At 73.6% G+C, this 24,657-nt stretch carries 17 protein-coding genes; 7 read left to right on the forward strand and 10 right to left on the reverse strand.

Annotated elements, in window-relative coordinates:
- Nucleotides 1-14: 14 nt before the first annotated feature.
- Together ACF09K_RS19975 and ACF09K_RS19980 are read right to left on the reverse strand one after the other, a co-directional pair.
- Complete coding sequence (locus ACF09K_RS19975; RefSeq protein WP_392245249.1) at nucleotides 15-1,142, reverse strand: cellulose binding domain-containing protein; 1,128 nt, start codon at nucleotides 1,140-1,142, stop codon at nucleotides 15-17.
- A 433-nt stretch (nucleotides 1,143-1,575) separates the two neighbouring features.
- Nucleotides 1,576-2,598, reverse strand: coding sequence for a LacI family DNA-binding transcriptional regulator (locus ACF09K_RS19980; protein ID WP_392245251.1), 1,023 nt, complete (start codon nucleotides 2,596-2,598; stop codon nucleotides 1,576-1,578).
- Between the two features lie 376 nt (nucleotides 2,599-2,974).
- Here ACF09K_RS19980 and ACF09K_RS19985 point away from each other — a divergent pair, with 376 nt between their 5' ends.
- The gene (locus tag ACF09K_RS19985; RefSeq protein ID WP_392245253.1) at nucleotides 2,975-4,204 is read left to right on the forward strand and encodes a M48 family metallopeptidase; all 1,230 of its coding nucleotides are present in this window, start codon (nucleotides 2,975-2,977) and stop codon (nucleotides 4,202-4,204) included.
- 48 nt (nucleotides 4,205-4,252) lie between these two features.
- Here the strand turns inward: ACF09K_RS19985 and map are convergent, their stop codons facing one another.
- A complete protein-coding gene (map, locus tag ACF09K_RS19990; protein WP_392245254.1) occupies nucleotides 4,253-5,035 on the reverse strand; it encodes a type I methionyl aminopeptidase in 783 nt (260 codons plus the stop codon).
- A 995-nt stretch (nucleotides 5,036-6,030) separates the two neighbouring features.
- The gene (locus tag ACF09K_RS19995; RefSeq protein ID WP_392245256.1) at nucleotides 6,031-6,390 is read right to left on the reverse strand and encodes a CU044_2847 family protein; all 360 of its coding nucleotides are present in this window, start codon (nucleotides 6,388-6,390) and stop codon (nucleotides 6,031-6,033) included.
- A 109-nt stretch (nucleotides 6,391-6,499) separates the two neighbouring features.
- On the opposite strand from ACF09K_RS19995, the gene ACF09K_RS20000 reads away from it, so the two are divergent.
- Nucleotides 6,500-7,699, forward strand: a complete 1,200-nt coding sequence (locus tag ACF09K_RS20000) for a hypothetical protein (RefSeq protein WP_392245258.1) — start codon at nucleotides 6,500-6,502, stop codon at nucleotides 7,697-7,699.
- 12 nt (nucleotides 7,700-7,711) lie between these two features.
- Here the strand turns inward: ACF09K_RS20000 and ACF09K_RS20005 are convergent, their stop codons facing one another.
- Entirely contained in the window at nucleotides 7,712-8,323 is a 612-nt protein-coding gene (locus tag ACF09K_RS20005; protein WP_392245260.1) for an NUDIX hydrolase, read from the reverse strand.
- 16 nt (nucleotides 8,324-8,339) lie between these two features.
- Nucleotides 8,340-11,351: a trypsin-like peptidase domain-containing protein gene (locus ACF09K_RS20010; protein WP_392245262.1), complete on the reverse strand. Its 3,012-nt coding sequence runs from the start codon at nucleotides 11,349-11,351 to the stop codon at nucleotides 8,340-8,342.
- 318 nt (nucleotides 11,352-11,669) lie between these two features.
- Here ACF09K_RS20010 and ACF09K_RS20015 point away from each other — a divergent pair, with 318 nt between their 5' ends.
- The gene (locus ACF09K_RS20015; RefSeq protein WP_392245265.1) at nucleotides 11,670-13,724 is read left to right on the forward strand and encodes a PA14 domain-containing protein; all 2,055 of its coding nucleotides are present in this window, start codon (nucleotides 11,670-11,672) and stop codon (nucleotides 13,722-13,724) included.
- Here the strand turns inward: ACF09K_RS20015 and ACF09K_RS20020 are convergent.
- Nucleotides 13,721-14,974 carry a saccharopine dehydrogenase family protein gene (locus tag ACF09K_RS20020; protein ID WP_392245266.1) on the reverse strand — a complete coding sequence of 418 codons (1,254 nt, stop codon included), beginning with the start codon at nucleotides 14,972-14,974 and terminating at the stop codon, nucleotides 13,721-13,723. The two genes, ACF09K_RS20015 and ACF09K_RS20020, sit on opposite strands and share 4 nt — an antisense overlap.
- 165 nt (nucleotides 14,975-15,139) lie before the next feature.
- Here ACF09K_RS20020 and ACF09K_RS20025 point away from each other — a divergent pair, with 165 nt between their 5' ends.
- Nucleotides 15,140-15,865 carry a TetR/AcrR family transcriptional regulator gene (locus ACF09K_RS20025; RefSeq protein ID WP_392245268.1) on the forward strand — a complete coding sequence of 242 codons (726 nt, stop codon included), beginning with the start codon at nucleotides 15,140-15,142 and terminating at the stop codon, nucleotides 15,863-15,865.
- A 588-nt stretch (nucleotides 15,866-16,453) separates the two neighbouring features.
- Complete coding sequence (locus tag ACF09K_RS20030) at nucleotides 16,454-17,965, forward strand: glycoside hydrolase family 43 protein (RefSeq protein WP_392245543.1); 1,512 nt, start codon at nucleotides 16,454-16,456, stop codon at nucleotides 17,963-17,965.
- A 232-nt stretch (nucleotides 17,966-18,197) separates the two neighbouring features.
- Here the strand turns inward: ACF09K_RS20030 and ACF09K_RS20035 are convergent, their stop codons facing one another.
- Together ACF09K_RS20035 and ACF09K_RS20040 are read right to left on the reverse strand one after the other, a co-directional pair.
- Nucleotides 18,198-18,746 (reverse strand): hypothetical protein, encoded by a 549-nt coding sequence (locus ACF09K_RS20035; protein ID WP_392245270.1) that lies wholly within the window; start codon nucleotides 18,744-18,746, stop codon nucleotides 18,198-18,200.
- Between the two features lie 418 nt (nucleotides 18,747-19,164).
- Nucleotides 19,165-20,478 carry a cation:proton antiporter gene (locus ACF09K_RS20040; protein WP_392245272.1) on the reverse strand — a complete coding sequence of 438 codons (1,314 nt, stop codon included), beginning with the start codon at nucleotides 20,476-20,478 and terminating at the stop codon, nucleotides 19,165-19,167.
- A gap of 267 nt (nucleotides 20,479-20,745) precedes the next feature.
- On the opposite strand from ACF09K_RS20040, the gene ACF09K_RS20045 reads away from it, so the two are divergent.
- The gene (locus tag ACF09K_RS20045; RefSeq protein ID WP_392245274.1) at nucleotides 20,746-21,264 is read left to right on the forward strand and encodes an SRPBCC family protein; all 519 of its coding nucleotides are present in this window, start codon (nucleotides 20,746-20,748) and stop codon (nucleotides 21,262-21,264) included.
- A 34-nt stretch (nucleotides 21,265-21,298) separates the two neighbouring features.
- Nucleotides 21,299-23,605 carry an FdhF/YdeP family oxidoreductase gene (locus ACF09K_RS20050; protein WP_392245276.1) on the forward strand — a complete coding sequence of 769 codons (2,307 nt, stop codon included), beginning with the start codon at nucleotides 21,299-21,301 and terminating at the stop codon, nucleotides 23,603-23,605.
- Nucleotides 23,606-23,665: 60 nt separating this feature from the next.
- Here ACF09K_RS20050 and ACF09K_RS20055 read toward each other — a convergent pair whose 3' ends face one another.
- A complete protein-coding gene (locus tag ACF09K_RS20055) occupies nucleotides 23,666-24,601 on the reverse strand; it encodes a LysR family transcriptional regulator (RefSeq protein WP_392245277.1) in 936 nt (311 codons plus the stop codon).
- Nucleotides 24,602-24,657 lie beyond the last annotated feature (56 nt).

Raw genomic sequence — 24,657 nt, forward strand, 5'->3', positions numbered from 1 at the left:
GGACGGGGGTCGGTTCAGGAGCAGGCGGTGCCGTTGAGGCTGAACCCGGTCGGCTGGGCGAACGAGCCGCCGTAGGTGCCCTGGAAGCCGAAGGTCTGTGCGGCGCCGGGCGCGATCCGCGCGTTGTGCGCGAGGGGGGTCGCCGTCACCGCCCCCGTGGACGGGGTGACGGTGGCGTTCCAGGCGTTGGCGATCCGCTGCCCCGAGGGCAGGGTGAAGGCCAGTTTCCAGGGGTCGACCGGAGCCGAACCCGTGTTGGTGACGGTGACGTCGGCGGTGAAGCCGCCGGACCAGACGTTCGTCGCGTACGTCACCTTGCAGGCCGTCGCCGGGTCACCGGGGTTCCCGGGGTCACCGGGAGTACCGAGGTTCACCGCGGAGGAGAAGGAGTTCACCGCGAGCCCGGCACCGTTCTGCCACGGCTCGAAACCGGCCTGAACGCTCGTCAGGTACCAGGTGTCCTGGGCCATTCCGCGGCGGACGGTCTCCCGCGCGAAGTCCATGACGTCGAAGCTCCAGCCGGAGATCGCCGACGGGGCGACGAAGGAGATCACGTCGTTGGTCCCGTTGCTTCCCGTCCACACCTGCCAGGAGCGCCCGCCCACGGTGGCGGTGCCCACCTGGGCGCCGATCGGCTGGATCGGGCCGACCTTGTTGAGCCAGATCATGATCTCGGTCTTGTTCACCCCGTCGGTCCTGGGCGTGGGGTCCAGCCAGATGTCGTACGACGCGTTGTACACGGCGCCGTCGACGTAGCCGTAGGAGATGCTGCTGGGGGCGGCGGCGATGCCGTTGAGCCGCGCCGGGAGGTTGGTCCCGGGCGAACAGTTCGTGTAGTGGCAGCCGTTGAAGACCGACGGGTACGACTTCGGGGCGCCGTTGGTGGGCACGGAACCGTCGGCCTGGGTCACCCGGAAGCCGGTGTCGGTGGCGGTGACGCACTGGGGGGCGCTGGTGCCCCAGCGGTTGTTCTGGACCACGTAGCGGCCCTGGATCGTGGTCGAGCCGAACTGCTCGCAGACCAGGGTGTCCGCCTGGGCCGCCGGCGCGACGGCCAGGAGGGCCGCGACGGTGGCGAGGGCGGTGAGCAGCGCGCCGAGCAGGCCGCGCACGGCTCCGGGGCGGTGCGGTAACGGTCGCATGTGGGGGCCTCTCTGGGAGGGACAACCGGACGGAGCGCGCGGGACGTCGGGAGCGCTCCCCGCCCGTCACGACTGGGAGCGCTCCCACCCACTGGTTCGGGTGGGACATTAGGAGCCGCCCGCCTCCCTGACAACCCTCGGGAACCGAATGCGTCGAACGGATTTCGACGGCACAGGTCAGCGGCGGTCAAAAATGCGGGCGATCGACTCACGGCATGCGTCCGCCGGTTGGGAGCGCTCCCGAAAGTTTCGCCGCCGGTTCGCCACGGACGCCGGTCGCGGGTCGCGGGTCGCTCCCGCGTGCCCGTGGCGAACCGGCACCGAACGCGCGCCGCACTCATACCGGCCGGCGCCGGCCGGCGCCGGCCCGCATCGGCTCACACCGACCCCCACCGGCCCTCACCGGCTCACCCTGCCTTGCCTTCGCGTCGCGTCACGCCGACTCGCGCGTCACCAGCCGCGTCCGCAGGATCACGTGGCGCCAGGCCACCTCCGGCTGCTCGATCTCCTCCAGCAGCAGCCGCACCATCGTCCGCCCGATCTCCTCCAGCGGCTGGCGGACCGTCGTCAGCGGCGGGTCCGTCTGCTCGGCCAGCTCGAAGTCGTCGAAGCCGATCACCGCCACGTCCCGCGGCACCCGGCGCCCCGCCGCGCGCAGGGCGTCCAGCGCCCCGGACGCCATGGCGTCCGACGCGGCGAAGACGGCGTCGACCTGCGGGTGCCGCTCGATGAGCCAGGCCATCGCCCGGCGCCCGCTGGCCTCGGTGAAGTCGCCCCGCGCCACCAGGGGCGGCCCGCCGTCGAGCCCGGCCTCGGCCAGCGCCTCCTGGTAGCCGCGCAGCCGGCACCGGGCGACGTACATGTCGGGCGGGCCGGTGATGGCCGCGACGGCCTTCCGGCCGTCGGCCACCAGGTGGCGGACCGCCGTACGCGCCCCGCCGACGTTGTCCGCGTCCACGTACGTCATCCGCTCGTCGCCCGAGCGCCGGCCCAGCAGCACCGTGGGCAGCCCGGCGTCGGCGAGCATGTCGGGCAGCCGGTCCTCGGCCGGCACGGACATCAGCAGCACCCCGTCGACCCGGCCGCCGCGCGCGTACTCCACGAACCGCTTGCGGTCGGCGTCCGTGCGGACCAGGGTGAGCAGCAGCTGCACCGCCGTGCCGGACAGGGCGTCCCCGACCGCCCGCACGACCTCGGAGAAGAACGGTTCCCCGAACAACCGCCAGTCCGTGTTCGTCATCACCAGCGCGACGGCGTCCGCACGCCGCCCTGCCAGGGAACGCGCCGCCAGGTTGGGCACGTAGCCCAGTTCCTCGATGGCGCGCCGCACGGCACGGCGCGTGGACTCCTTGACGCCCGCCGCGTTGTTGACGACCCGGGAGACCGTGCCCCGGCCCACTCCGGCCAGGGCGGCCACCTCTTCCAGCGTCGGCGTGCCCGAACTCCGTCTGACCACAGTCCCACCCCCAAGGGCACCCGATCCTACGGCCCGACGCGCGCCTCGTTCGCATGGTCCGGCAGGAGCGCCGCCCTCGACCGCGGTTCCCTCCGCGCGGGGCGGCCCCGGATCCCCTCCCACCCCGGGCGCCCTCCCCGGCCGGTTCCCGCAGCCGTGGTGGTGGGGGGACGACGCTCCGGTCCGCCCGCCGCCCGGCGCGCCGGGCGGCGACCCGTCAGTGCTCCGGCCCGCCTTTACACCTGGTCAGCGCCGTGATCCACTACGCCGTGTCATGCACAGGAGGCCTTTGGGGAAGGGCCGGCGAGGGAAGGCCACAGGGGTGGGGATCACGGCGGACGAGACGGTACGGGTCTGTCCTCGGTGCGGAAGCGACATGCGGGGGGACGCCCGTTTCACCGTGTGGTGCGCCGCCTGCGACTGGAACGTGGACCCGCAGGAGCCGGAGGCCGAGGAGGGTTTCCCGGCCCGGGCCCGGCGGGCGACGGCCCACCGCCACGGTGCGCGCCTGGCGGCCGACATGGCGTCGGGGGGCGAGCCGCGCGCACGACGGGACGCCGCGGCCGTCCTCGCCCATGTCTGCGCCGTCCTCGTCCACAGTGTGACGCTGCTGGTCACCGTCCTGGGAGTCCGGTGGATCGTTTCCGGGTGGGGCGGCATGCCGATGGTGGGCGGGCTGCTCCTGCTGGCCCTCGCCTGGTCCCTGCGGCCCCGGTTCGGCAGGCCGCCCCAGGACGGGCCGGTGCTGCACCGCGCTGACGCGCCCGAACTCTTCGCCCTGGTCGACGACGTCGCCGCGGTGGTCGGCACCCGCGGAGTGGACACGGTGGTGGTCGACGCCGGCATCAACGCCGGCGTGACGACGTACGGACCGCGCCGTCGACGACTGCTGACCCTGGGGCTGCCGCTGTGGGAGGTCCTCACCCCCGCGCAGCGGATCGCGCTGCTCGGCCACGAACTGGGCCACTTCGGCAACGGGGACGTACGGCACGGAGCGCTCATCGGGAGCGCGCACCGTTCGCTCGCCACCTGGGCGTACTACCTCGCTCCCACGCGCGACCCCGGCCCCGTGCAGTTCGTCGTCGGCGCCGTGTGCTTCGTGCCGTGGCTGCTGGTCCAGGGGGCGATCCTCGCGCTGGACCGCCTCACGTCGCGCGCCACGCAGCGTGCCGAGTACCTCGCCGACCGCCTGGCCGGCCGCGTCGCGTCGACCGAGGCGGCCGTGCAGCTCATGGACCGCCTGCTGATCTCCGGTTCCGCGGCGACCGTGCTGCGCCGGGAAGTCAGCCGGCAGGCCCGGGGCGGGCGCGGCGGCCGGGACGCCGACGACCGCGCGCGCGGCTTGTGGGACCGGCTCGCCGCGGACATGGCCTCCGTGCCCGAGTCGGAGTACGAACGCCTGCGCCGCGTCGGCGTCCGGCGCGGGCACAGCGTCGACTCGACCCATCCGCCGACCCATCTGCGGCGCGCCTGCCTCCTCGCCACGGCGAACACGGCTCCGGCCGTCGTGGTCGGCGCGGACCGTGCCCGGCGGATCGGCGCCGAACTCGCCGACGCCCGGCTCCGGGTGGCCAGGGAAATCCTGCGTGACGGCTTCCCCGGCTGAGACCTTCACCGACCGGGACCCGTCCCTAAAGCGACCGTCGTTCCGACCTCACGCGTGCGTCTGCCGGGGCAGGGTGAGGATCTCCACTCCGTCGTCGGTGATGGCGATGGTGTGCTCGCTGTGTGCCGTCCGGCAGCCCGTCGCGCTTCGGAGCGTCCAGCCGTCGGCGTCGGTGACGAGTCGAGCGGTGTCGGCCATGACCCACGGTTCCAGTGCCAGCAGCAGCCCGGGGCGCAGCGTGTATCCGCGGCCGGGGCGTCCGGTGTTCGAGACGTGCGGGTCCTGGTGCATCGTCGATCCGATGCCGTGGCCCCCGAACTCGGTGTTGATCGGGTACCCCGCCTCGCTGAGCACCGTGCCGATGGCGTGGGAGATGTCGCCGATGCGCGCTCCGGGCCCTGCGGCGGCGATGCCCGCGGCCAGGGCGCGTTCGGTCGCGTCGATCATCGCGACGCTCTCCGGGGGCCTCGCGTCGCCCACGAGGAAGCTGATGGCGGCGTCAGCGGCGACTCCGCCCAGGGAGACGGCGAGGTCGAGCGTCAGCAGATCGCCGTCGGCGAGCGTGCGGTCGTGCGGCCGTCCGTGGAGCACGGCGTCGTTGACGGCCGTGCAGACGTAGTGACCGAACGGGCCGCGCCCGAAGGACGGCGCGTAGTCGACGTAACAGGAGGTCGCTCCCGCCTCGACGATCATGTCCTTGGCCCACCGGTCGATGTCCAGCAGGTTCGTGCCGATCGTGCTGCGGCTCCTCAGCGTGTGCAGGATGTCGGCGACGAGGGCGCCTGTCTCCCTGGCTCGGGCCAGCAGGGTGGGGTTCAGAATTTCGATCACGGGGCGCCTCTCCCTGCATCCAATAACTATACCGTCATTACTATACCGGCACGGGGCCGGGGTCATGGTCGGGCCGTCGCTCGCCCCCACGGAGACACGGCGACGGCACCTCGACGTCCCCCGTGCCGGACGAGGGAAGGCCGCCGGGCGAGGGAGGCGCGCCGGGCGAGGGGAGAACGTTCGACGCTCGGCCCCACCCGTGCCGCTGGCGCCCCACCCGGGGATCCCGGCGGAAAGGACCGGGACGGGCCACGGGACCACCCCCGCCTTCCCGACCGTCACGGCGGTCACGGCGGTCACCGAGTCCCGGCCCCTCCCCCGACGCAGCGGGGCCGGGGCCGGGACCGGCCGACCCGAACGAGGCGTCAGGCCGGGCGGCTCCGATCGCCGCACGCATGGGCAGGTCGGCCTCGTAGCCCCTGCCCCTCAGCTTCCCCGTAGCCCCCGTCCCGCAGCTTCGACGGCGTCCGCACGAGGGAAAGCGCGGGGGACCCCCTCCACCGGCGCCCCGCCCGCCACGGCCGGGAATCCGTACGGGCCCGGCTGCGGACGGCTCGCCACGGGGCGGCCGTCAGCGCGCCAGAAGCCGCCGGAGCGGCACGTGTCGCCCGCCCTCCGGTGACCGAGGACGCCTTCGGCGGGCCGGGCGGCAGGCGCCCTCGGGGACGGGGCGGCCCGCGGCGGGGGCGTTCGTCCGCACCGCCGCCTCGCAGTCCCGCGACGCGCCCACCGCTCCGGGCGGTCCCGCTGCCCGCCTCGGCCCGAGCAGCCAGTTCGGCCCGAGCAGCCGGTGGTGCGACGCGGGGGCGTCCGCACACGGTGCGGCGCGCAAGGCGAGACGGGAGGAGCCCGCCCGGCCGACAGCACGGCGGACCGGCGGACCGGCGGACCGGCAGGCTGCACCGGCAGGGCGCGTCGACGGCGTGCCGGACACGAAGCGGGCGGACACGAAGCGGGCGGCCGCGTACGGCTGGGCCACGATCAGCGTGGGCCCGTCATTCGGTGTTCTCGCCGGGCGTTTCCGTCACGGTGCTCACCGCGGCCTCCCCTTTGCGCCAGGTGACCGTCACCTTGAGGGTGGCCTTTCCCCCGGCCTCCGTCACGACGCTCACCAACTGGCCGCTCTTGGCCGCGATCTCGATGCCGAATTCGAGCGTCACCTCGTCCGGGGCCGCGCGCCGCAGCCCGGACCTGACGCCGTGCGTGACGGCTTCGAGGGTCTGGGGGAGATCGCCGAGCTGCCGTGACAGCCGGTCGCCGAAGCCGGTGTCCCGGGGCCCCTCGTCCTCGTCGTCGTCGACGCGCACCCATATCGACGTTCCGTCCGGCATGACCGCCTGGACCGCATCCGACACGTGCCCTCCCCCTGTTCGACCCGTCAACTCCCGGTGAAAGATACCCAGTTCGAGGACGCCCGGCGGCCGGTCACCTACAATCATCCCACGGTCACGGAGGGGAGCGGTCATGACCGATCAGCATGCCCGGTTGTCGTCGGAGAAGGTCTACCTCTCCGACGTGGAGATCCATCGGCAGTCCCCCCTCGCGAGCGCCGAGGATCTCCGGGCACGCGTGCTGTTCCACGTTCTGCTGTCCGACACCCTGCTCGTCGGCGATTCCCAGTCGCTCAACACCCCCCTCTTCCGTGCCCTGGTGTCCTCCCGCGAGGCCGGCGGACGAAGCGTGCGGTCGGATCTCGCGCCGCTCCTGAGCAGCGGCCGCATCCGGGTCGCGTGCCGGGACGGGCAGACGCTGAGGGCCGTCCGGGACGCTCAAGAACTGCGGCAGGTCGAGCACGTGCCCAGTGCGTCCTACGCGGACCTGATGGACCGCATGACGCGGGCGCATGCGGTCACCTACAGCTTCGACACCGTAGCGGCCGCCTTCACCTCCGGAGTGATCCGCCTGCTGGAGGAGCAGACGCGGAACGCCGCGGGAGAGACGCGCAAGACGGTGGAGGCCGCGCTGGAGTTCGTGAGGGGACAGGAGCCGCTGTACTTCAAGGCCCTCAGGGACTGGGAGGAGTCCTTCCGGAACGCCTCGTCGGGAAGCACGGAAGTCGTGCTCGCCCTGGCCGCCGTGGACCGGGCCGCGGGCGAGTCCTACCGCCAGGCGCTCCCCCAGGTGCTGGGAGCCGGGACCGCAGCCCCGCGCAGTCTCGAACCGCCCGCCGCCGCCACCACCCGCACGGTCCTGGAGCGCACCACGCTGCCCGTCGGCATCCTCGACGGTTTCCTGCTGGGCCGGCTGCCGGTCGAGGCGTTCCTGGAGGCCGTCGAGCAGCCGTCCCGCAGCGTCCTCGTCCACCAACTGGGCTCGCTGCGCCGGGGCGGGCAACCGGACCTGCCCCAACTCGTCGAGGCCGTCACCGAGTTCAGCACGTGGATGCAGGAGACCTTCGTCCGCGTCTTCCGCGACACCGACGAGCGCGCGCGGGCGGTCCTGGACGGCAACCGCAATCTGATGCGCTTCGGCATCTCCCAGGACTCGCTGACCGGCGCGCTCGGCGCCGGACTCGACGTGCCGGCGGCCGACGGCGACGAGGACCACCTCGACCTGCGGGTCGTCGACCGGAGCGTGCCGGTCGCGGACGGCGCGGCCGGCATCGGAGAGCTCGACGCCCGGCAGATGCGGCAGCGCGTGATCACGGGTGCGTACGTCGGCTGAGCCGGACGCCGCTCACACCGGCGGCGTGGAGCCGGTGCCGGAACCGTCCGCGAGGGCGAGCGCCAGGGCGGCCAGCGTCACGCCGCAGGTGACGCTGCCGCTCTGCAGCCACTTCGTCACCTCCGTGCGCGAGGCCCAGACCGGCTCGGCCACCGACTCCATGGCCTCCGGCGCGGCGGCCGACGGGTCGCCCGCTGATCCGGCGGGGCGGACCTCGGCGGCGAAGACACGCACCTCGGATTCGATCAGGCCCGTCTCGGCGTGGATGACGCCCAGGGGGCGCAGGGCCGACGGGGCGCAGTCGAAGCCGGTCTCCTCCCGCAGTTCCCGTACGGCCGCCAGCACCGGGTCCTCGTCCGCTTCGCAACCGCCCCGGGGAAACTCCAGGGAGACCTCGCCGATCGGATACCGGTAGGTGGGGACGAACGCGAAGCCGTCCCGCCCCACGGGGACGATCACCACTCCGCTGTGGGACCACTGCCAGCGCAGATAGCGGCCCTGCCGGCCCGACGGCGAGAGCACTTCGTCGTTGAACAGCGTGCCGAAGCGGTTGCGGAAGACCTCCACCGCCCGTTGCCGCCGAATGGGTGGGGGTACGGCGTGGGCAGACGCTTCGTCGTCCATCGGCGCCGGCCTCCTTTCAGCTCGCGCGACCGTCCAGCACGGTCCTCATCTGCGCCCATGATGAACGTTCATGCGCGAATTCGTCGAGTTCGTCGCTGAGTTGGAGCAGCACCTGGAGCACCAGCGCCTGCTGCTCACGCAGTCGCGGCGAGGTGCGCGACGGCAGCACCGCGCGCTCCGTCGCCGCCCGGCTCAGCACCTGGTAGGCCTCGCCGAGACGCCCGGCCCGGATCAGCCCGAAACCATGGCGCTGCAGGGTGTCGGGCAGCCGGGCGAGATAGCGGCCGGGCCGGAGCCTGAGCAGTTCCTCCAGCCGCTCGACCGCCTGCGTGCCGGAAGTGAGCGCCTCCTCGGTCCGGCCCGTGCGGTGGCGGCACTCGGCCAGGGTTTCCAGGCAGGTGAGGTAGACCTCGTCGTCACGAGCTCCTTCCGGCACCTGTTCGCACCGTATGACGCCCTCGGCCGCGTCCCGGGCCGCGCCGTTGACCTGTGCGTCCTCGAGCCGCAGCAGGGCCAGCACGCTCAGCGCACCTGCCATCTCCATGAGAGTGCGGTGCCGCGGACCGGGATCGCCGTCGATGAGTCGCCGGTACAGGGACACCGCCTCGACGCTGAGCCCCAACGCTGTTTCCGTCTCCCCGGACCGGTGCAGCAGCAGGCTCAGGTTGTGCAGTGCCGCGGCGTAGTCGGACCGGTACCGCGCGGACCCGCGGACGAGATCGCGGCTGAGCAGGACCGCCTCGTCGGCCGCCCGCACGGCCTCTTCCCGTTGTCCGCTCTCCTCCAGCCGCAGGCTGTAGCTGCGCAGACGCCTCAGACGGACGAGCCGGCCGGCGTCGTCGCTCCCCGCGTCGGGCAGTCCGAGCAGCCGCCGGAGCACGAGTGCCGACAGGGCGGAAAGGCCGGACGGATAGCCGGGAAGACGGGGTTCGACCAGGCGGAGCAGGTCGGTCCCGCAGGTCTCGAGCACCGGCCGGACCAGGTTCACCAGGGGCTCGGCGTGCGGCACGCGGGCGCCGACGGTGACCAGGGCCGGCACCAGGACCCGGGGGTCGTCCCGCACGACCTGCGCGAGCGCCCGGTCGAGGACCGCGTGGGCGGGATGCTCCGCGACCCGGCCCACGGCCGTGCAGCCGCGGGCCCGGGCCAGGACGTCGAGCGTCTCCGACACGGCCCTGTCCCGGGCCTGTTCGTCCCGGAGCGCGGACGTGTCCAGCACGGCGCCGAGGTAGGCGGCGGCGTCGCCCGAACTCTCGGGCTCCGCCAGCACGCGCCGTACCAGGATCTCGCCCAGTCTGTCGGGCTCGAGGGGCGCGACGTGGTCGGCTTCCGTCGCGGAGTACAGCGCGCGCAAGCAGGAGTGCACCGCGGGGGCGTTGACGGGCGGCTGCCCGGGGAAGGCGGTCCTGCGCACGGACGTCAGCAGCGCGGTCAGTTCACCCCGGTCCCGCCGCCGGGCCAGGGTCGGCACCAGTAACAGGCCTTCCGCCGCCATCCGGCCGGTACGCCCCGCCAGGACGCCGCCCGTTCCGAGACGGTCCTCCAGCAGTGCGTACCATCCGGCGATCTCGTGCCGGCAGATCCGCGCGAGCGGATCGTCGCTCTCCCTCCACTCCTCGCCCTGGCGCAGGGTGAGGACGGCGTCGAGGGCGGCGGCGAGCGTTCCCAGGATCGAGCCCTGCCGGCCGGCGCGGTGCGCGAGGGACGGCGGCATGAGCACCCACGGACATTCCAGCAGGCGGGCGAACTCCTCGAACGCCCTGGTGACCAGGGTGCCGGGATCCTCGGCGTCCAGCGTGGGGGGAAGCCTCCGCGAGCTCGCCCCCCGCAGACCCCAGTCCTCGATGTAGTGCGTCTCGAACTCCTCCCTCAGCGCGTGCCACAACGGCTCCTCGGAACGTGCCAGCAGCAGCACGCGCAGGGTGATGCCGTCGGGCCGGTACCGGTGGACGTGCGTCATGAGGGCGCTGATGTCGCCGAGCCGTGCCTGGGCGTAGTCGAACACCACCAGGCAGGGAAAACCCGCGGCGAGTGCGCCGGTGAGGCTTTCCAGCCACGAGGACAGGCGCAGGGGGTTGCCGAGCACCTCCTTGTCCGCGAATCCGGCGATCCAGCCCATGGGCCGTAGTCGCCGGCACAGTTCGACGGACAGACGGGTCTTGCCCGAACCGCCGGGTGCGTACAGCAGGCGCAGCAACGGGTCGCCGGGCGCGCGGCACCAGTCCACGAGTTCGCCGAGCTCCGGGCGGTCCACGAACGGCATCGCCCCGCGGGCCAGCATCTGCGCCGGCGTGTTCCCCGACCCCGGACCGCCGGGGTCGGGACCGAAGAGGTCCGCCTGCCGTCCCCCGCGGTCGCGGGCGAGATCGAACCAGGGCGTCCCGGGCCGGTGCGCGGCACGGCTGCGTTCCGGCAGCCCCGGCAGGTGTTCCTCCACGGCGTCGACGGGGATCAGCCATCCCCCCGACATCCCCTTCTCGTGGCGTGACGCCTTGAGCACCCCGCAGACACGCCCCGTCGTCGTGTCGAGCACCGGACCGCCGCTGAACCCCTGGACCACCTGGTCCCACTGGAGCCGCACGAAGCGGCCGCTGCGACCGGCCACCGTGAGGTGCAGGGTGTCGGGCTGGACGCCCGGTTCCAGCGTGTGCCCGCTGAAGCCGTGGACGGACACGGACGCCGCCTGCGTCGGCCCTGCGTCGGCGAGCCACACCCCGTGCACACCGTCCGCGGGTTCGCTCAGCCGTACCTCGGCGAGATCGGGAAAGCCGTAGGTGCTCCCCGCGCCCCTCGTCTCGGGCACGAGGCGCACGACCTCGATCGCGACGGTCCGCCCCCCGACCGTCGCCGTCAGGCTGCCCCTCTCGTGCCCGGCCACCACGTGCGCACAGGTGAGGGCGGTGTCGGGCGTCACCAGGAACCCGGTCCCGCAGAAGGCCTCGCCGGCCCGGATGCCCACGACGTTGCGCTCGGTCAGGACGCGCAGTCGCTCCAGCGCCTCGGCGTCCGGGCGTGTGTGTGCCGTCATCGATCTCCCCCGAACGACTCCGTACCCCGTACCCCGTACCCCGTATCCCGTACGACGGACTCGTCGCCGGATGACGTCCCGACAGTATGCTGTCGTCCCGTCAGCCGGGGCATCGCGTCGTTCGCTCCACGGCCGGGTCGTCTCCAGCACTCCACGGCCGGGTCGTCTCCGGGCCGTCCGCTCTCCTCGGCAGGCGTCCGTACCGTCGGTGCGACGGAAAAGTGCGGGGGCGGGAGCAACCATGCTCCCGTTTCGGCGGTCACACAGGCGTCACCCGTCTCATGCGTTCCCCCCGGTCCGGAAAGGGCCCCATTCTCCGTGTCGACTCGTACCCGGCTGACCGCGCTGGCCGCGGCAGCCGCCCTCGCCGCCACCGGCGGCCTGATCACCGCCACGCCGGCCCTCGCGGCCGTCACCTGCGCCTCTCCCCTCTGGAAGGCGCAGTACTTCGGCAACACCACCTTCAGCGGCACGCCGAAGCTGACCGCCTGCGACTCCGCCGTCAGTGAGAACTACGGTTACGGCGACCCGGCCGGTGTCACGCTGCCCAAGGACAACTTCTCCGTCCGCTGGTCCCTGACCCGGGACTTCGGCTCCGGCGGCCCCTTCCGGCTCTCCGCCGCCACGCAGGACGGCATGCGCGTCTACGTCGACGGCGTGCGGAAGATCGACCTGTGGAAGAACGTCTCCACCACCGCCCGCAGGACCGTGGACCTGACCGTCCCGGCCGGCAGGCACACGATCCGCGTGGACTACGTCGCCTGGACCGGCCTGGCCCTCGCCGCCTTCACCTACGCCCCGCGCATTGAGGCCGCCGTCGACACGGTCAGGCCGCTCGCGCCGGCCGGCCCGACCGCCGCGTACGACCGGGACACCTCCAGGACCACCCTGCGCTGGACCGCGAACAAGGAGATGGACCTCGCCGGTTACCGCGTCTACCGGCGGCTGAGCGCCACCTCGTGGGCGAAGGTCAGCGGCGCCTCCCCGCTCACCTCCCCGTCCTTCACGGACGCGACGCCCGCCACGGGCCAGACCTTCCTGTACGAGGTCCGCGCCGTCGACAGGGCGGGCCGCGAGTCGGCCGGAAGCCCCGACGTCACCGCGGTGACCGTGGACCGCACGGGCCCGGCGGCGCCGGCCGGCCTCTCCGTGGTGGGCGACGCCTGGTGGGCCACCCTCGCCTGGCAGGCAGTCGCCGACGCGGCGCGGTACGAGGTGTACGCCGCCCCCGCGGCCGCCGGCCCGTTCGAGCTGCTGGGCACGACGACCGCGACGTCGTACCGCACCGACGCCCCCGTGAACACCGCCCGGTACTACCGGGTGCGCGCCCTCGACGCGCTCGGCAACCCGTCGGCGGACGCCGCCGTCACCGGCGACGGCGTCGACCGGACGCCGCCGAAGCCCCCGGTCTCGCTCGACTCCCTCGTCCGGGTCGCGTACACCGACGTGCACTGGAAGCAGCCCGACGGCTTCTACGAGGACTTCGACAACGGCGGGACGTACCACGTCTACCGCTCGCCCGGGACGACCCTCGACCCGGCCGCGCTGACCCGCGTGACCTGCGCCGAGGAGAGCGACGAGACCAGCACCGGCGGCGTCTGCCACGACCTGGGCATGCCCGAGGGCACCTATGTGACCTACGCGGTCGCCGCGGTGGACCCGGCCGGGAACGAGTCGGCGCTGTCCGCCCCGCTCGTCGTGCGCACCGGCGACCGCGTAGCGCCCGGCCCGGTCACCGGCGTGAAGGCGACCCCGCGCGCCGACGGCGTACTGGTGAGCTGGGACGCCTCGCCCGAGGACGACGTCGATCGCTACGTGGTCCGCACCGGCACCCGGCAGGCCGACGGGACGGTCCAGTGGCTCGGCTCCGCCTCGTGCCGGGAGGGCACGAGCGACCCGCTCGCGGTCCTGTGCGGCGACCTGCCCGACGGCGAGACGCACGTGTACGCCGTCGTCGCCAGGGACCGCTGGGACAACCTGCTGCCCACGGGCGCCCCGGAGGTCACGGTCGTCGAGGCCACCGAGCTGGACGTCCGGCCGTCCGTGACGGTCGCCCGGGACTGGGACCTCGGCGGCCTGGGCCACGGCACCGTGATCGGCGGACCCGACGAGGACGGGCCGTCCATCACCTGGCGCTGCGACACCACGGCCGCGTGCGAGGAGGTCGCGGGCTACCGGGTCAGCCGCTGGAACACGGCCACGCAGGCGTACGAGCCGCTGCACGCCGGCCTGCTGCCGGCCGGGACCCGCACCTACACGGACACCGCGGCCGCGCGGGGGACCACGTACTTCTACACGCTGGAAGCGGTGCGCGCCGACGGCGGCGTCGCGGGCACGTACGCGTGGAACTGCGTCTTCCAGGACCGCGTCTAGGGCGTGTCCGGGGTCTGCGCGGTGGTTCGGTTCTCCTCGCGCAGTCCCCACGGGGCGCCGTACGCGCCGAGCAGGTCGAGGAAGGGCTGGGGCGGCAGTGCCTCGGGACCGAGGACGCCGCTCGCCCTCCACCTGCCGTCGGCGATCAGTTCGAGGGCGATCACCGGGTTGACGGCGGTCTGCCAGACGACGGCCTGGGAGCCGTACTCGCGCATCGACCACTCGTTGTCGACGACGTGGTACAGGTACACCTCGCGCGGCGCACCGTCCTTGGTCCCCCTCACCCAGGTGCCCGCGCAGGTCTTGCCCTTCATCCGGTCGCCCAGCGTGGCCGGGTCGGGCAGGCACGCGGCCACCACGTCGCGCGGGGAGACCCGCACGGGCCCGTCCTCGCCGGGGACGGTGACCTTCCCGGTCGAGTCGAGCCCCAGGTCGTGGAGGGTCCTGAGCTTGGCGATGAAGTCGTCGCCGAGACCGTACTTGAAGGTCACGCGGCGCGCGTCCACCCAGCGGGGCACGAGGAGGACCTCCTCGTGCTCGACGTTCACGCACTCCACGGGGCCGATGCCCTCGGGGAAGTCGAAGACCTCCGGCTCGCTGAAGGGTGCCGTGGTGAACCAGCCGCGGTCCCTCTCGTAGACGACGGGCGGGTTGAGGCACTCCTCGATGGTGGTCCAGATGCTGAAGGAGGGCGCGAAGCCGTAGCCCTCGACGGTGAGGTTCGCGCCGTCGCGGACACCGATCTCGTCGATCTCGTCGAACAGCCGGTCGGCCGCGTACCGGGCGAAGACGTCCGACAGGCCCGGCTCCACGCCCATGCCGACCAGGGCGAGACGGCCGGCGCGCTCCCAGGCCCCGGCCAGGGCGAACTGCTCGTCACCGAGCTTCACCCCGCACTGTTCGTGGGGGGCGGTCGGATGCGGTACGGACAGCGACATCGCCATGTCGATGTAGTGCGCGCCCGCGGCGAGTGCCGCGTTGAACAGCGGCATCACGAACCGCGGGTCGGTGGCGTTCAGCAGGACCTCGCAGCCTTCCGCGACGAGGAGCCGGCTGACGGCCGCCTCGTCGGCGGCGTCCAGTCGGTGCGCGCTGAACCGGCCTCCCCGGTCGCCGAGCGCGGCCACGGCCGCCTCGGCACGGGCGAGGTCGTGATCGGCGACGACCATGTGGGTCAGGAACTCGCGGCGGGCCGCGATACGGGTGGCGGCGGTTCCGACGCCGCCCGCGCCTACGAGGAGCACACGCATGTCACACACCGTTCTCGTCGACAGTCGGGACCGTCCCGGCGAACGCCCGGGGACGCCCTGGAACATCCGGGGACGCCCCGGAACGCTCGGGGACGTCCCGATGCAACACGACCGCGGCGGTTAAGGTCTACGGCGTTGGCATAAGCGGTGTCGGAGGGGCGGGCGATGCCCAAGAAGGTGGTTCCGGAGGCGGAACGGCGCAGGCGACGGCCGACCCGCCACGGCACCGTGCTGTCGGAGAAGCAGATCGTGGGGACGGCGCTGCGGATGCTGCGCGAGCACGGCAGGGCCGGACTGACCGCGCGCCGGCTCGGCGCCGCGCTCGGGGCGGACCCGAGCACCCTCTACCGGTACTTCGCCGGCCTGGACGACCTGACCCGCGCCATCGGCGAGGAGCTGATGGGGCGCGCCCTCGACAGCTGGACGGCCACCGGGACGTGGCGGCCCGATCTGCGCGCCCTGGGCCTGGCCGTCCACGCCTCCTACCTCGCCCACCCCCAGGCCGCCCTGCTGACCGCCAGCCGTGTCACCGGGCGGCCCCGGGAGATCCAGGTGGACGAGACGATCCTCGGCATCCTGCGCGGTGCCGGCTTCGGCGACGCGGACGCCGTCGGCGTGTACCACGCGTTCATCGACCTGACGCTGGCCTTCGCCGCCCTGGACGCGGGCGCGCTGGCCGTCAAGGACGAGGTGCGGGGCGTGGACGAGGGCATGTGGACCTCCACCTACGCCCGGCTGCCCTCCGAGACCCACCCGCACATCGCGGCCACCGCGCACCTGCTGGCGGAGCGGATGAACCTCAGCGCCTACCCGGTCGTCCTGGACACGCTCCTGAACCAGGCGGAGGCCCGGCTGGCCGCCACCCGGCACCGGGCGGGCGGCACCGGGTGAGACCGGGGGCCCGGCAGCCGGAGCGGCGGCACGACGGGCCGTCCGCGGTCCGTCCGGGAAGCCGTGCCCGCTGACCGGCCGCGACCGTCGACCGGCCGGGGCACGCGACCGGTCGACGGGCACAGCCGCTCGGCCGGTACGCGGCCGGCCAGCGGGCACAACTGCTCGGCCGGAAGGGCCGGCGGGCACGGCCGGTGGCGGGCGCCGTGCCTGCGGGGTGGCGCCGTGCTCAGCCGGGCCCGCGCCGAGAACCGCCCGGCCGCCCGGGCCACGGTGACCGTCACGGGCCGGGGCCGAACGCCGCACCCGGTGCGGGAGGGACGGCGAGTGCGCGATGGCCGGCAGAGAGCGCCCGGGCCGCCGGGCCGCACGTCCCGAAGCACGTCGAAGCGCATCGACGCCGACACCTCCTGACGGACGGCCAACGCTTCGGGCGGCGGGACTCACCCCTCATCGCACCCCTTGTCCCGGGAGAAAGAGATCCGTTACCTTCACCTGCCATCAAGTGAAGCGCTTCGACACTCACCCCAGGGCAGGGCCGCCGCGATGAGTCACCAGTTGAACCGTAGAAGCCACGACGACGCGGAGGTGCCCCTCCGGCAGCGGACCGCCCGCCCGGGCGAGCCGGTGATCCCCGGCTTCCATCCCGACCCCAGCGTCTGCCGCGTCGGCGACGACTACTACCTCGCCTGTTCCAGCTTCGAGTACTTCCCCGGCGTCCCCGTCCTCCACAGCCGCGACCTGGTGCACTGGACCCAGATCGGCAACGCCCTGGACCGGCCGGAGCAGTTGCGCCTGCCGGCCGGCATGCCGTCCTCCGGCGGGATCTACGCCCCGACCCTGCGCCACCACGACGGCCGCTTCTGGCTGATGGTCACCAACGTGAGCGAGGGCGGCGGCAACCTGATCGTCACGGCCACCGATCCCGCCGGGCCCTGGTCGGACCCCGTGCCCGCACCGGGTGTGCCGGGCATCGATCCCGACCTGGCTTGGGAGGAGGACGGCACCTGCTGGTGCACGGTCGCCGGGGTCTCCCAGGTCCGTATCGACCCGGCCACCGGACGGACGTACGGGACGCCGCACGGGGTCTGGTCCGGCACGCCCGGCGCGAAGGCCCCGGAGGCGCCGCACCTGTACCGGATCGGCGACCACTGGTACCTGCTCATCGCCGAGGGCGGCACCGAGCGCGGCCACGGCGTGTCGATCGCCCGGGGCCCCGGGCCCGGCGGCCCGTTCGAGCCGTGCCCGGCCAACCCGGTCCTCACCCACCGCGGCACCGACCACCCCGTGCAGAACACCGGCCACGCCGACCTGGTCCAGGCTCCCGACGGCTCGTGGTGGATGGTCCTGCTCGGCGTACGGCCGCGCGGCGGCACCCCCGGCTGGCACGTGCTCGGCCGCGAGACCTTCCTGGCGCCCGTGACGTGGGTGGACGGCTGGCCGGTCGTCGGCGAGGTCGGCCCGGACCCGGCCACGCTCCCGTGGCCCCTCTCCCCCGGGCCCGCCGAGGAACAGCGGGACGACTTCGAGCCGGGCGGACTGCGGCCGTCCTGGATCTCCCTGCGGGACCGGCCCGCCGAGCACTGCACCACCGAGGAGCGCCCCGGATGGCTGACGCTCCGCGCGCGGGGCGGCTCCCTGGACGAGCCCGACGTGGTGTTCACCGGCCGGCGCCAGCAGCACCTGTCGTGCGGGGCGCGCACGCTCGTCGACCCCGCGCGGGGGCGCGGCGGGCTCGCCGTCCGGCTGGACGAGCGGCACCACTACGCGATCGAGGCGTCCGGCACGGAGGTCCGGGTGATCGCGCGCGTCGGCTCCCTGCGCACGGTCGTGGCCTCGCACCCCGTTCCCGCCGGGCCCGTGGTGCTCGGCCTCACGATCACGGACCCGCCGCCTCCGCACGGCCCGGTCACCGGACCCGACGTCGTCTCCCTCGGTGTCGAGGAGTCCGACGGCACCTTCACGGTGCTCGCGACCCTCGACGGCCGCTACCTGTCGACCGAGGTCGCCGGCGGCTTCAGCGGCCGGGTCATCGGCATGTACGCCGCGGCCGGCACCGTCCACTTCGACTGGTTCGACTACGAGCCCCTCGACCGTTAGGGGCTGTCGGACGGATCAGGCCGGAGGAGGCGGGCGGCACCTCGCCGCCGCCCGCCCGCCCGGAACACGGTCACGCCGGGGGCGGGGCGTGCGCCGGGATCTGCCCGAAGTGCCCGCCGTGCCGCGGGCCCGCAGGTCCACGAGGGCGAACGGCCTTCCGGGCGGGCCGGCTCGCACGGCGGTCGGGCCCGCACGGCGGTCCGGTGACGCGGCGGTCAGGCTGGTGCGGCGGTCAGGCGGCGTGGCACAGGGCCTCGGGGCCGCCCGGGGCCGCGGTGCCGCCCGGGGTCGCGATGCCGGTCACGGCGGGGTGGGCGGCAGGGGCGGTGCGGACGACGGTGGGTGCCGCGGCCCGGGAGTGGCTCCGGGCGAAGACGACGAGGCGCAGCACCGTGAAGCGCGCGATTCCGGCGAGGGCGGAGGCGGACAGGTAGACCACCTGCTCGAGCACCGCACCGGGGGTCGCCACCAGGTGCTCCAGGGTGAGCATCGCCGCGCAGGTCACCGCGTAGGCGGCGGCCGCGGAGCCGGCCGACTGGGCGTGCTGGCGCCGGGTCGCGCGCCCGCCCGCGCCGAAGGTGAAGCGGGCGTGCAGTTCGGTGGCCAGGAGCGTGGAGGCCGCGGTGACCAGGGCGTTGGCCAGGACCCAGGGGACGACGGAGGCCAGGGCGGCGACGGCGAAGCCGGAGGCGAGCCCCACGCCGCCGCCGCAGAGCACGAAGCGGACGAAGGCGGTGCGGGTGCCGGGTGCCGCCTCCTGCCGGGTCGGTGCTGTCCGCATGATCGGCCCCCCTTCGGCTTCCTGATGCGACGGCTCACGTCGGACGGCCCGTCCTGCGACGCGCGCACCGCCGGCCTTCGGGGCCGGGGCGCGCACCGCAGGCGCACTCCCGGCCGACGCCTCGGGCGGCGTCGAGGGCCTCGGTGATCTCGCGGGCCGTCTCCACCGCAGCGGCTCCGGACCCGCGTTCGCCGGCCTTGCCTCCCCCTTTTCCATGGCACCATCATGGCACATTAATGGCGCCATGAGAAATCAGATTGACGCCATTAATGGCAGTGTCGGCGCCATGCTCTGTCACCAAGAGGCGTCCGGGCGTCACCGGCCCTTCCCGCCCCTCCCGCCGACCTCCACGGGCCGGCCCGGGCCACGCGACCGCGGGTCGCGCGACCGGACGGGCCGAACCGGCGCTCCCGTCCGCTCACAGGCGCTGGTTGGCGATGTCCACCTCGTCCGGTTCGGGGCCGGTGGCGGGGTCCCGCTTCGCCCGGAGCAGGCGCAGCCGGTCCAGCCGGGAGATGACGGGCGAGGCCGTGACCCCGTGCAGGACGACGGAGACGAGGACGGTGAAGGACACCACCGCCCACAGTTCCTCGGCCGGGACGTGGAACGTCTGCGCGCCGAGCGCGTAGGAGAGGTAGAAGAGCGAGCCGATGCCGCGGATGCCGAAGAAGGCGGTCACCACGCGTTCCCGGGGCCCCGCGGCCGAGCCGAGCTGCGCGAGCCAGCCGGTCAGGGGACGCACGACGAACAGCAGCGACAGACTGACGAGGACCCCCCGCACGCTCAGCTCGGACAGGATCCCTTGGGCGAGGTAGGCGCCGAGCAGCAGGAGCAGGCCGGCGGTCAGGAGGCGCTCGACCTGCTCCACGAAGTCGTGCATCACCGTGTGGTAGCCGTGGGCGCGTTCGGCGGACCGCAGGCGGCAGGCGGTGACGAACACGGCCAGGAAGCCGTAGCCGTGGGCGACTTCGGTCAGACCGTAGGCCAGGAACATCGCTCCCAGGGCCACGAAGCCCTCCCCGTGTTCGGACAGCCGCACCGCCCGCCGGCCGGCACGGAAGAACAGCCAGCCCAGCAGCGCTCCCACGGCCAGGCCGCAGACCACGCCCATGGCGCACTTGTACAGGAGGTCGACCAGCAGCCAGTGTCCGACCCAGTCCCCGGACACGCCCGTGCCGGCCGCGGAGGCCAGCGCCATCGCCGCCGCGACCAGGGGGAAGGCCAGCCCGTCGTTGAGTCCCGCCTCACTGGTCAGCGCGAACCGCACCTCGTCCTCGTCGTGCTCGGAGTCGGTGGGCGCGCCGACCCGGACCTCCGAGGCGAGCACCGGGTCGGTGGGCACGAGCACGGCGGCGAGGAGCAGTGCGGCGGCCGGCGGCCAGTCGAGCAGTCCCCAGGCCAGGAGCGCCATCGCCACGACGGTCAGGGGCATCGTGATGCCGAGCAGCCGCCAGGTGGCGCCCCACAGACGGCGGCCGAAAGGCCGGTTCAGGGCGAGCCCCGCCCCCATCAGCGAGACGATGACGCAGAGTTCGGTGAGGTGCTCCACCCACACGCGGTCACCGACGGGGTCGATCTCCGGCAGGGGTACGGGCAGGAAGGGCAGGACGCCACCGCAGAGCAGGAACACGAGCGGCGCCGACAGCGGCCGGCCGGCCACCAGACGGGGCAGCAACGCCGCCCCCAGCGCACCGGCTCCGAGCAGCGCGAACAGGAAATCAGCCGAGGTCATCGCTGACGGGTGCCCGCCGTCACCCGAAAATACGCGGGCCGGCCCGGGTACCGCGCCGGGCGGTGGCTCCGGCGTCGTCCGCGGGGCGGCCCCTTCGCCCGCTCGCGGCCCGCCCCGCGTTAGGAGCCCTGCGTGAGGGGTAGTCGGACGCCCGGCGGAGCGGCAGGCCGCGCGGGGCCGGGGACCGGCCGCGCGCGGGCCGGCGTGTGGCGACCGGCCGGGCGTGCGGTGAGACTGGGGCGAGCGGCGGCTGACGATGGGTGGGCCATGCACAGCGTTGAGGAAACGATCGAGATCGCGGTTCCGGTGAGCACCGCGTACAACCAGTGGACGCAGTTCGCGGGCTTCCCCCGGTTCATGAGGACGGTGAGGAAGGTCGACCAGGTCAGGCCCACCCTCACCACGTGGACCATCACGGCCGGCCCGGTGCGCCGTGAGTTCCAGGCCGAGATCCTGGAGCAGGAGCCCGACTCCCATGTGACCTGGCGAAGTCTCGAGCGGCGTTCCGCCCACCGGGGCGAGGTGACGTTCCGGCCCGCCGCGGCGGGCGGCACGGAGATGACCGTGCGGATCCACGTCGAACCGCGCGGCGTCACCGGCGTGCTCGCCGGCGTCCCCCGGCTGGCCGACCGCGTCGTACGGGACGAGCTGCGGCGTTTCAAGGAGTACATCGAGGGTCTGGGAGAGGAGACCGGGGCCTGGCGGGGAACCATCCACGGCGGGCGGGTGCGGCCCGAGGAGGCCAAGCCGCACAGGAGCCGGGTGGCCCGCTGGCCCGTCGGCTGATCCGCGAGCGACGGCGTGAGCGAAAGGCAAGCTGATGAAGAAGGCGCCCGGTGACGAGCCGACCGAGGCTCTGACCGTGACCCCGCCCAAGAAGTGGGCCGCGGGCGTGCCCGCGGTGACCCATGCGATGGAGTACTCCCTGCAGGAGACCTCGCCCCGCAACGCCGGGCGGACGCTGCTGACCATGAACCAGGTGGGCGGCATCGACTGCCCCGGTTGCGCCTGGGCGGACCCCGCGCCGGGCCACCGGCACCGCAACGAGTACTGCGAGAACGGCGCCAAGCACATCAACGACGAGGCGACGACGCGGCGCGTCACCGCCGACTTCTTCCGCAGGTACCCGGTGTCCGAGCTGGGCCGGCGCTCCGACGCGTGGCTGAACCAGCAGGGGCGGCTGACCGAGCCGGTGGTCAAGCGGCCGGGATCCGACCATTACGAGCCCATCAGCTGGAACGACGCCTTCGGCCTGCTCGCCGCGGAGCTGACGTCGCTCGACTCCCCCGACGAGGCCGTCTTCTACACCTCCGGCCGGGCCAGCAACGAGGCCGCGTTCGTCCTGCAGCTGTTCGCCAGGGCGCTGGGCACCAACAACCTGCCCGACTGCAGCAACATGTGCCACGAGTCCAGCGGGTTCGCCCTGCACGAGACCCTGGGCACCGGCAAGGGAACGGTCAGCCTCGACGACCTCCACCACACCGACCTGATCTTCCTGGTGGGGCAGAACCCCGGCAGCAACCACCCGCGGCAGCTGTCCGCGCTCGAGGAGGCCAAGCGCAACGGCGCCCGTGTCATCGCGGTGAACCCGCTGCCGGAAGCCGGTCTGCTGAGGTTCAAGAACCCGCAGAAGCCGCGCGGGGTGATCGGGCAGGGCGTCGAGATCGCCGACCGGTTCCTCCACATCCGCAACGGCGGCGACCTCGCGCTGTTCCAGGGCGTCAACCGGCTGCTGCTGGAGGCCGAGGACGCCCGGCCGGGCCAGGTGCTCGCCCGCGACTTCATCGCGTCCGACACCGCGGGCTTCGAGGAGTTCGCCGAGCACGCCCGCACCGTCGAGTGGAGGGACATCCTCGCCGCGACCGGGCTGACGCGCGAGGAGATCGAGCAGGTCCGGGACGAGGTGCTGCGCAGCGACCGCGTCATCGTCTGCTGGGCGATGGGGATCACGCAGCACAAGCACGCCGTGCCCACCATCCGGGAGATCGTGAACTTCCTGCTGCTGCGCGGCAACGTGGGCCGGACCGGGACCGGTGCCTGCCCGGTGCGCGGGCACAGCAACGTGCAGGGCGACCGCACGATGGGCATCTGGGAGCAGATGCCGGACGAGTTCCTCGACGCGCTCCAGGAGGAGTTCGGCTTCGATCCGCCGCGCGCCCACGGGCTGGACTCCGTCAACTCGATCAAGGCGATGCGCGAAGGCCGCATCAAGTTCTTCCTGGCGCTGGCCGGCAATTTCGTCCGCGCCGCTCCGGACAGCGAGATCACCGAGGAGGCCATGCGCGGCTGCCGTACGACCGTCCACATCTCCACCAAGCTCAACCGGTCGCACACCGTCTGCGGCGAGACCGCGCTCATCCTGCCGACCCTCGGTCGCACCGAACGGGACGTCCAGACCGACGGGGAGCAGTTCGTCACCGTGGAGAACTCGATGAGCGAGGTGCACACCTCCCGCGGCCGTCTCCAGCCCGCGTCCCCCCTGCTGCTCAGCGAGGTCGCCATTCTGTGCCGGCTCGCCCGCCGCACCCTCGACGGGGCGGGGGCCGACATCCCGTGGGAGGAGTTCGAGGCCGACTACGGCACGATCCGCGACCGCATCTCCCGCGTCATCCCCGGCCTGCACGACTTCAACCGGCGTGTGACGCGTCCCGGCGGCATCCAGCTGCCGAACCCGGTCAACGAGGGCGTCTACCACAACCCCGCGGGCAAGGCGCTGTTCACCCGGAACGCCTGGGAGATGCTGCGCGCCCCCGAGGGGCACCTGCTGCTGCAGACCCTGCGCTCGCACGACCAGTGGAACACCGTGCCCTACACGTCGAACGACCGCTACCGGGGCATCCACGGCAGCCGGCGGGTGGTGCTCGTCAACCCGGAGGACATCACCGGTCTCGGTCTCGCCGAGGGGCAGCACGTCGACCTGGTCGGTGTGTGGCAGGACGACGCCGAGCGCCGCGCCGAGGGCTTCCGCGTGGTCCCGTACCCGACCACGCGCGGCTGTGCCGCCGCCTACTACCCGGAGACCAACGTCCTGGTGCCCCTGGAGAGCGTGGCCGACAAGAGCAACCAGCCGACGTCGAAGGGGATCGTGGTCCGGCTGGAGCCCGCCGCCGCGCCCGGGCCGGCGTGAGCGGGGCCGCGTGAGCGGGGCCGCGGGGGCGGGGCCGCGGGGGCGGGGCCGCGGGGGCGGTCAGTGCTGAAGCACCCAGCCGGGCCTCCAGGTCCCGGCGGCGTCATGGCCGGCCGCCGCGGTGGCGAGGTGGGCGCGGAGGGTGGCCAGCGCCGGGTGGGGGTTGTCGCGGTGCCAGAGGAGCGAGTGCGGGTAGACGGGCGTCGGGTCGGTCACCGGGATGCGGCGCAGGCCGTGGCCGGCCGGCCAGACCAGGCGGGTGTGTCCGCCCATGAAGGTGGCCAGGGCGGGGGTGTCGGCGACGGTGTCGAGGAGGGCGTCGGAGCCGAAGTTGGGGCCGGTCGCCTCGATGGTGAGGCCGAACCCGGCCACGAGGTCGTCGTAGTAGGCGGCCCATTCGGTGCCGGGGACGATGCCGGGCATCCAGATCCGGTGTCCGGTGAGTCGTGCCATGGTCACCGACCGGGCGCCCGCCAGCGCGTGGGCGGGGCCGGTGAGGAGCTGGAGCGGCTCGTCGAGCACCCGGACCGACTCGATGTCCTCCGGCAGGGGCCTGCCGGGCGCGGCGACCGCGCGGAAGGACGCGTCGATCGTGCCGGAGCGGACGGCGGCGACGGCGGTCTCGATGTCGAGGAGCATCACCACGTCGAGCTCGACCTCGGGGTGCGTGCGGTGGAAGGCGCGCATGAGCCCCGACGCCGCGCCGCGCGAGGCGATGATGTCGACGCGCAGCGGACGCCGGCCGGTGCGCACGGAGGCGGCCGCGCGCTCGGCGACGCGCAGCAGTTCGCGCGCGTGGGGCAGGAACGCCTGCCCGTCGATGGTGAGTTCGGCCCCGCGCGCGGTCCGGGTGAACAGCCGCACTCCGAGGCCGCGCTCCAGCGCGGCGATGCGTTTGGAGACGGCCTGCTGGGTGACCGCCAGCTCGGTGGCGGCCTCCTGGAACCGTCCCGTGTCGGCGGCGGCGACGAACGTCCGGACGGTGTCGAGGTCCATGCCGACACCCTAGGGCCACAACGTTCGGTTGTGACGGGTGGCCCGTCCGTTGTTTG

The organism is Streptomyces sp. NPDC014882 (genome assembly GCF_043081325.1).
Classification (GTDB): Bacteria; Actinomycetota; Actinomycetes; order Streptomycetales; family Streptomycetaceae; genus Streptomyces.

What these genes read in the sequence shown, in the direction of transcription:
- ACF09K_RS20000 (WP_392245258.1), top strand. Translation starts at nt 6,500, where the DNA reads ATGACCGATCAGCATGCCCGGTTGTCGTCGGAGAAGGTCTACCTCTCC.
- ACF09K_RS20010 (WP_392245262.1), bottom strand. Translation starts at nt 11,351, where the DNA reads ATGACGGCACACACACGCCCGGACGCCGAGGCGCTGGAGCGACTGCGC.
- ACF09K_RS20035 (WP_392245270.1), bottom strand. Translation starts at nt 18,746, where the DNA reads ATGCGGACAGCACCGACCCGGCAGGAGGCGGCACCCGGCACCCGCACC.
- ACF09K_RS19975 (WP_392245249.1), bottom strand. Translation starts at nt 1,142, where the DNA reads ATGCGACCGTTACCGCACCGCCCCGGAGCCGTGCGCGGCCTGCTCGGC.
- ACF09K_RS20020 (WP_392245266.1), bottom strand. Translation starts at nt 14,974, where the DNA reads ATGCGTGTGCTCCTCGTAGGCGCGGGCGGCGTCGGAACCGCCGCCACC.
- ACF09K_RS20055 (WP_392245277.1), bottom strand. Translation starts at nt 24,601, where the DNA reads ATGGACCTCGACACCGTCCGGACGTTCGTCGCCGCCGCCGACACGGGA.
- ACF09K_RS20045 (WP_392245274.1), top strand. Translation starts at nt 20,746, where the DNA reads ATGCACAGCGTTGAGGAAACGATCGAGATCGCGGTTCCGGTGAGCACC.
- ACF09K_RS20040 (WP_392245272.1), bottom strand. Translation starts at nt 20,478, where the DNA reads ATGACCTCGGCTGATTTCCTGTTCGCGCTGCTCGGAGCCGGTGCGCTG.
- ACF09K_RS19985 (WP_392245253.1), top strand. Translation starts at nt 2,975, where the DNA reads ATGCGGGGGGACGCCCGTTTCACCGTGTGGTGCGCCGCCTGCGACTGG.
- ACF09K_RS20005 (WP_392245260.1), bottom strand. Translation starts at nt 8,323, where the DNA reads ATGGACGACGAAGCGTCTGCCCACGCCGTACCCCCACCCATTCGGCGG.
- ACF09K_RS20025 (WP_392245268.1), top strand. Translation starts at nt 15,140, where the DNA reads ATGCCCAAGAAGGTGGTTCCGGAGGCGGAACGGCGCAGGCGACGGCCG.
- ACF09K_RS20050 (WP_392245276.1), top strand. Translation starts at nt 21,299, where the DNA reads ATGAAGAAGGCGCCCGGTGACGAGCCGACCGAGGCTCTGACCGTGACC.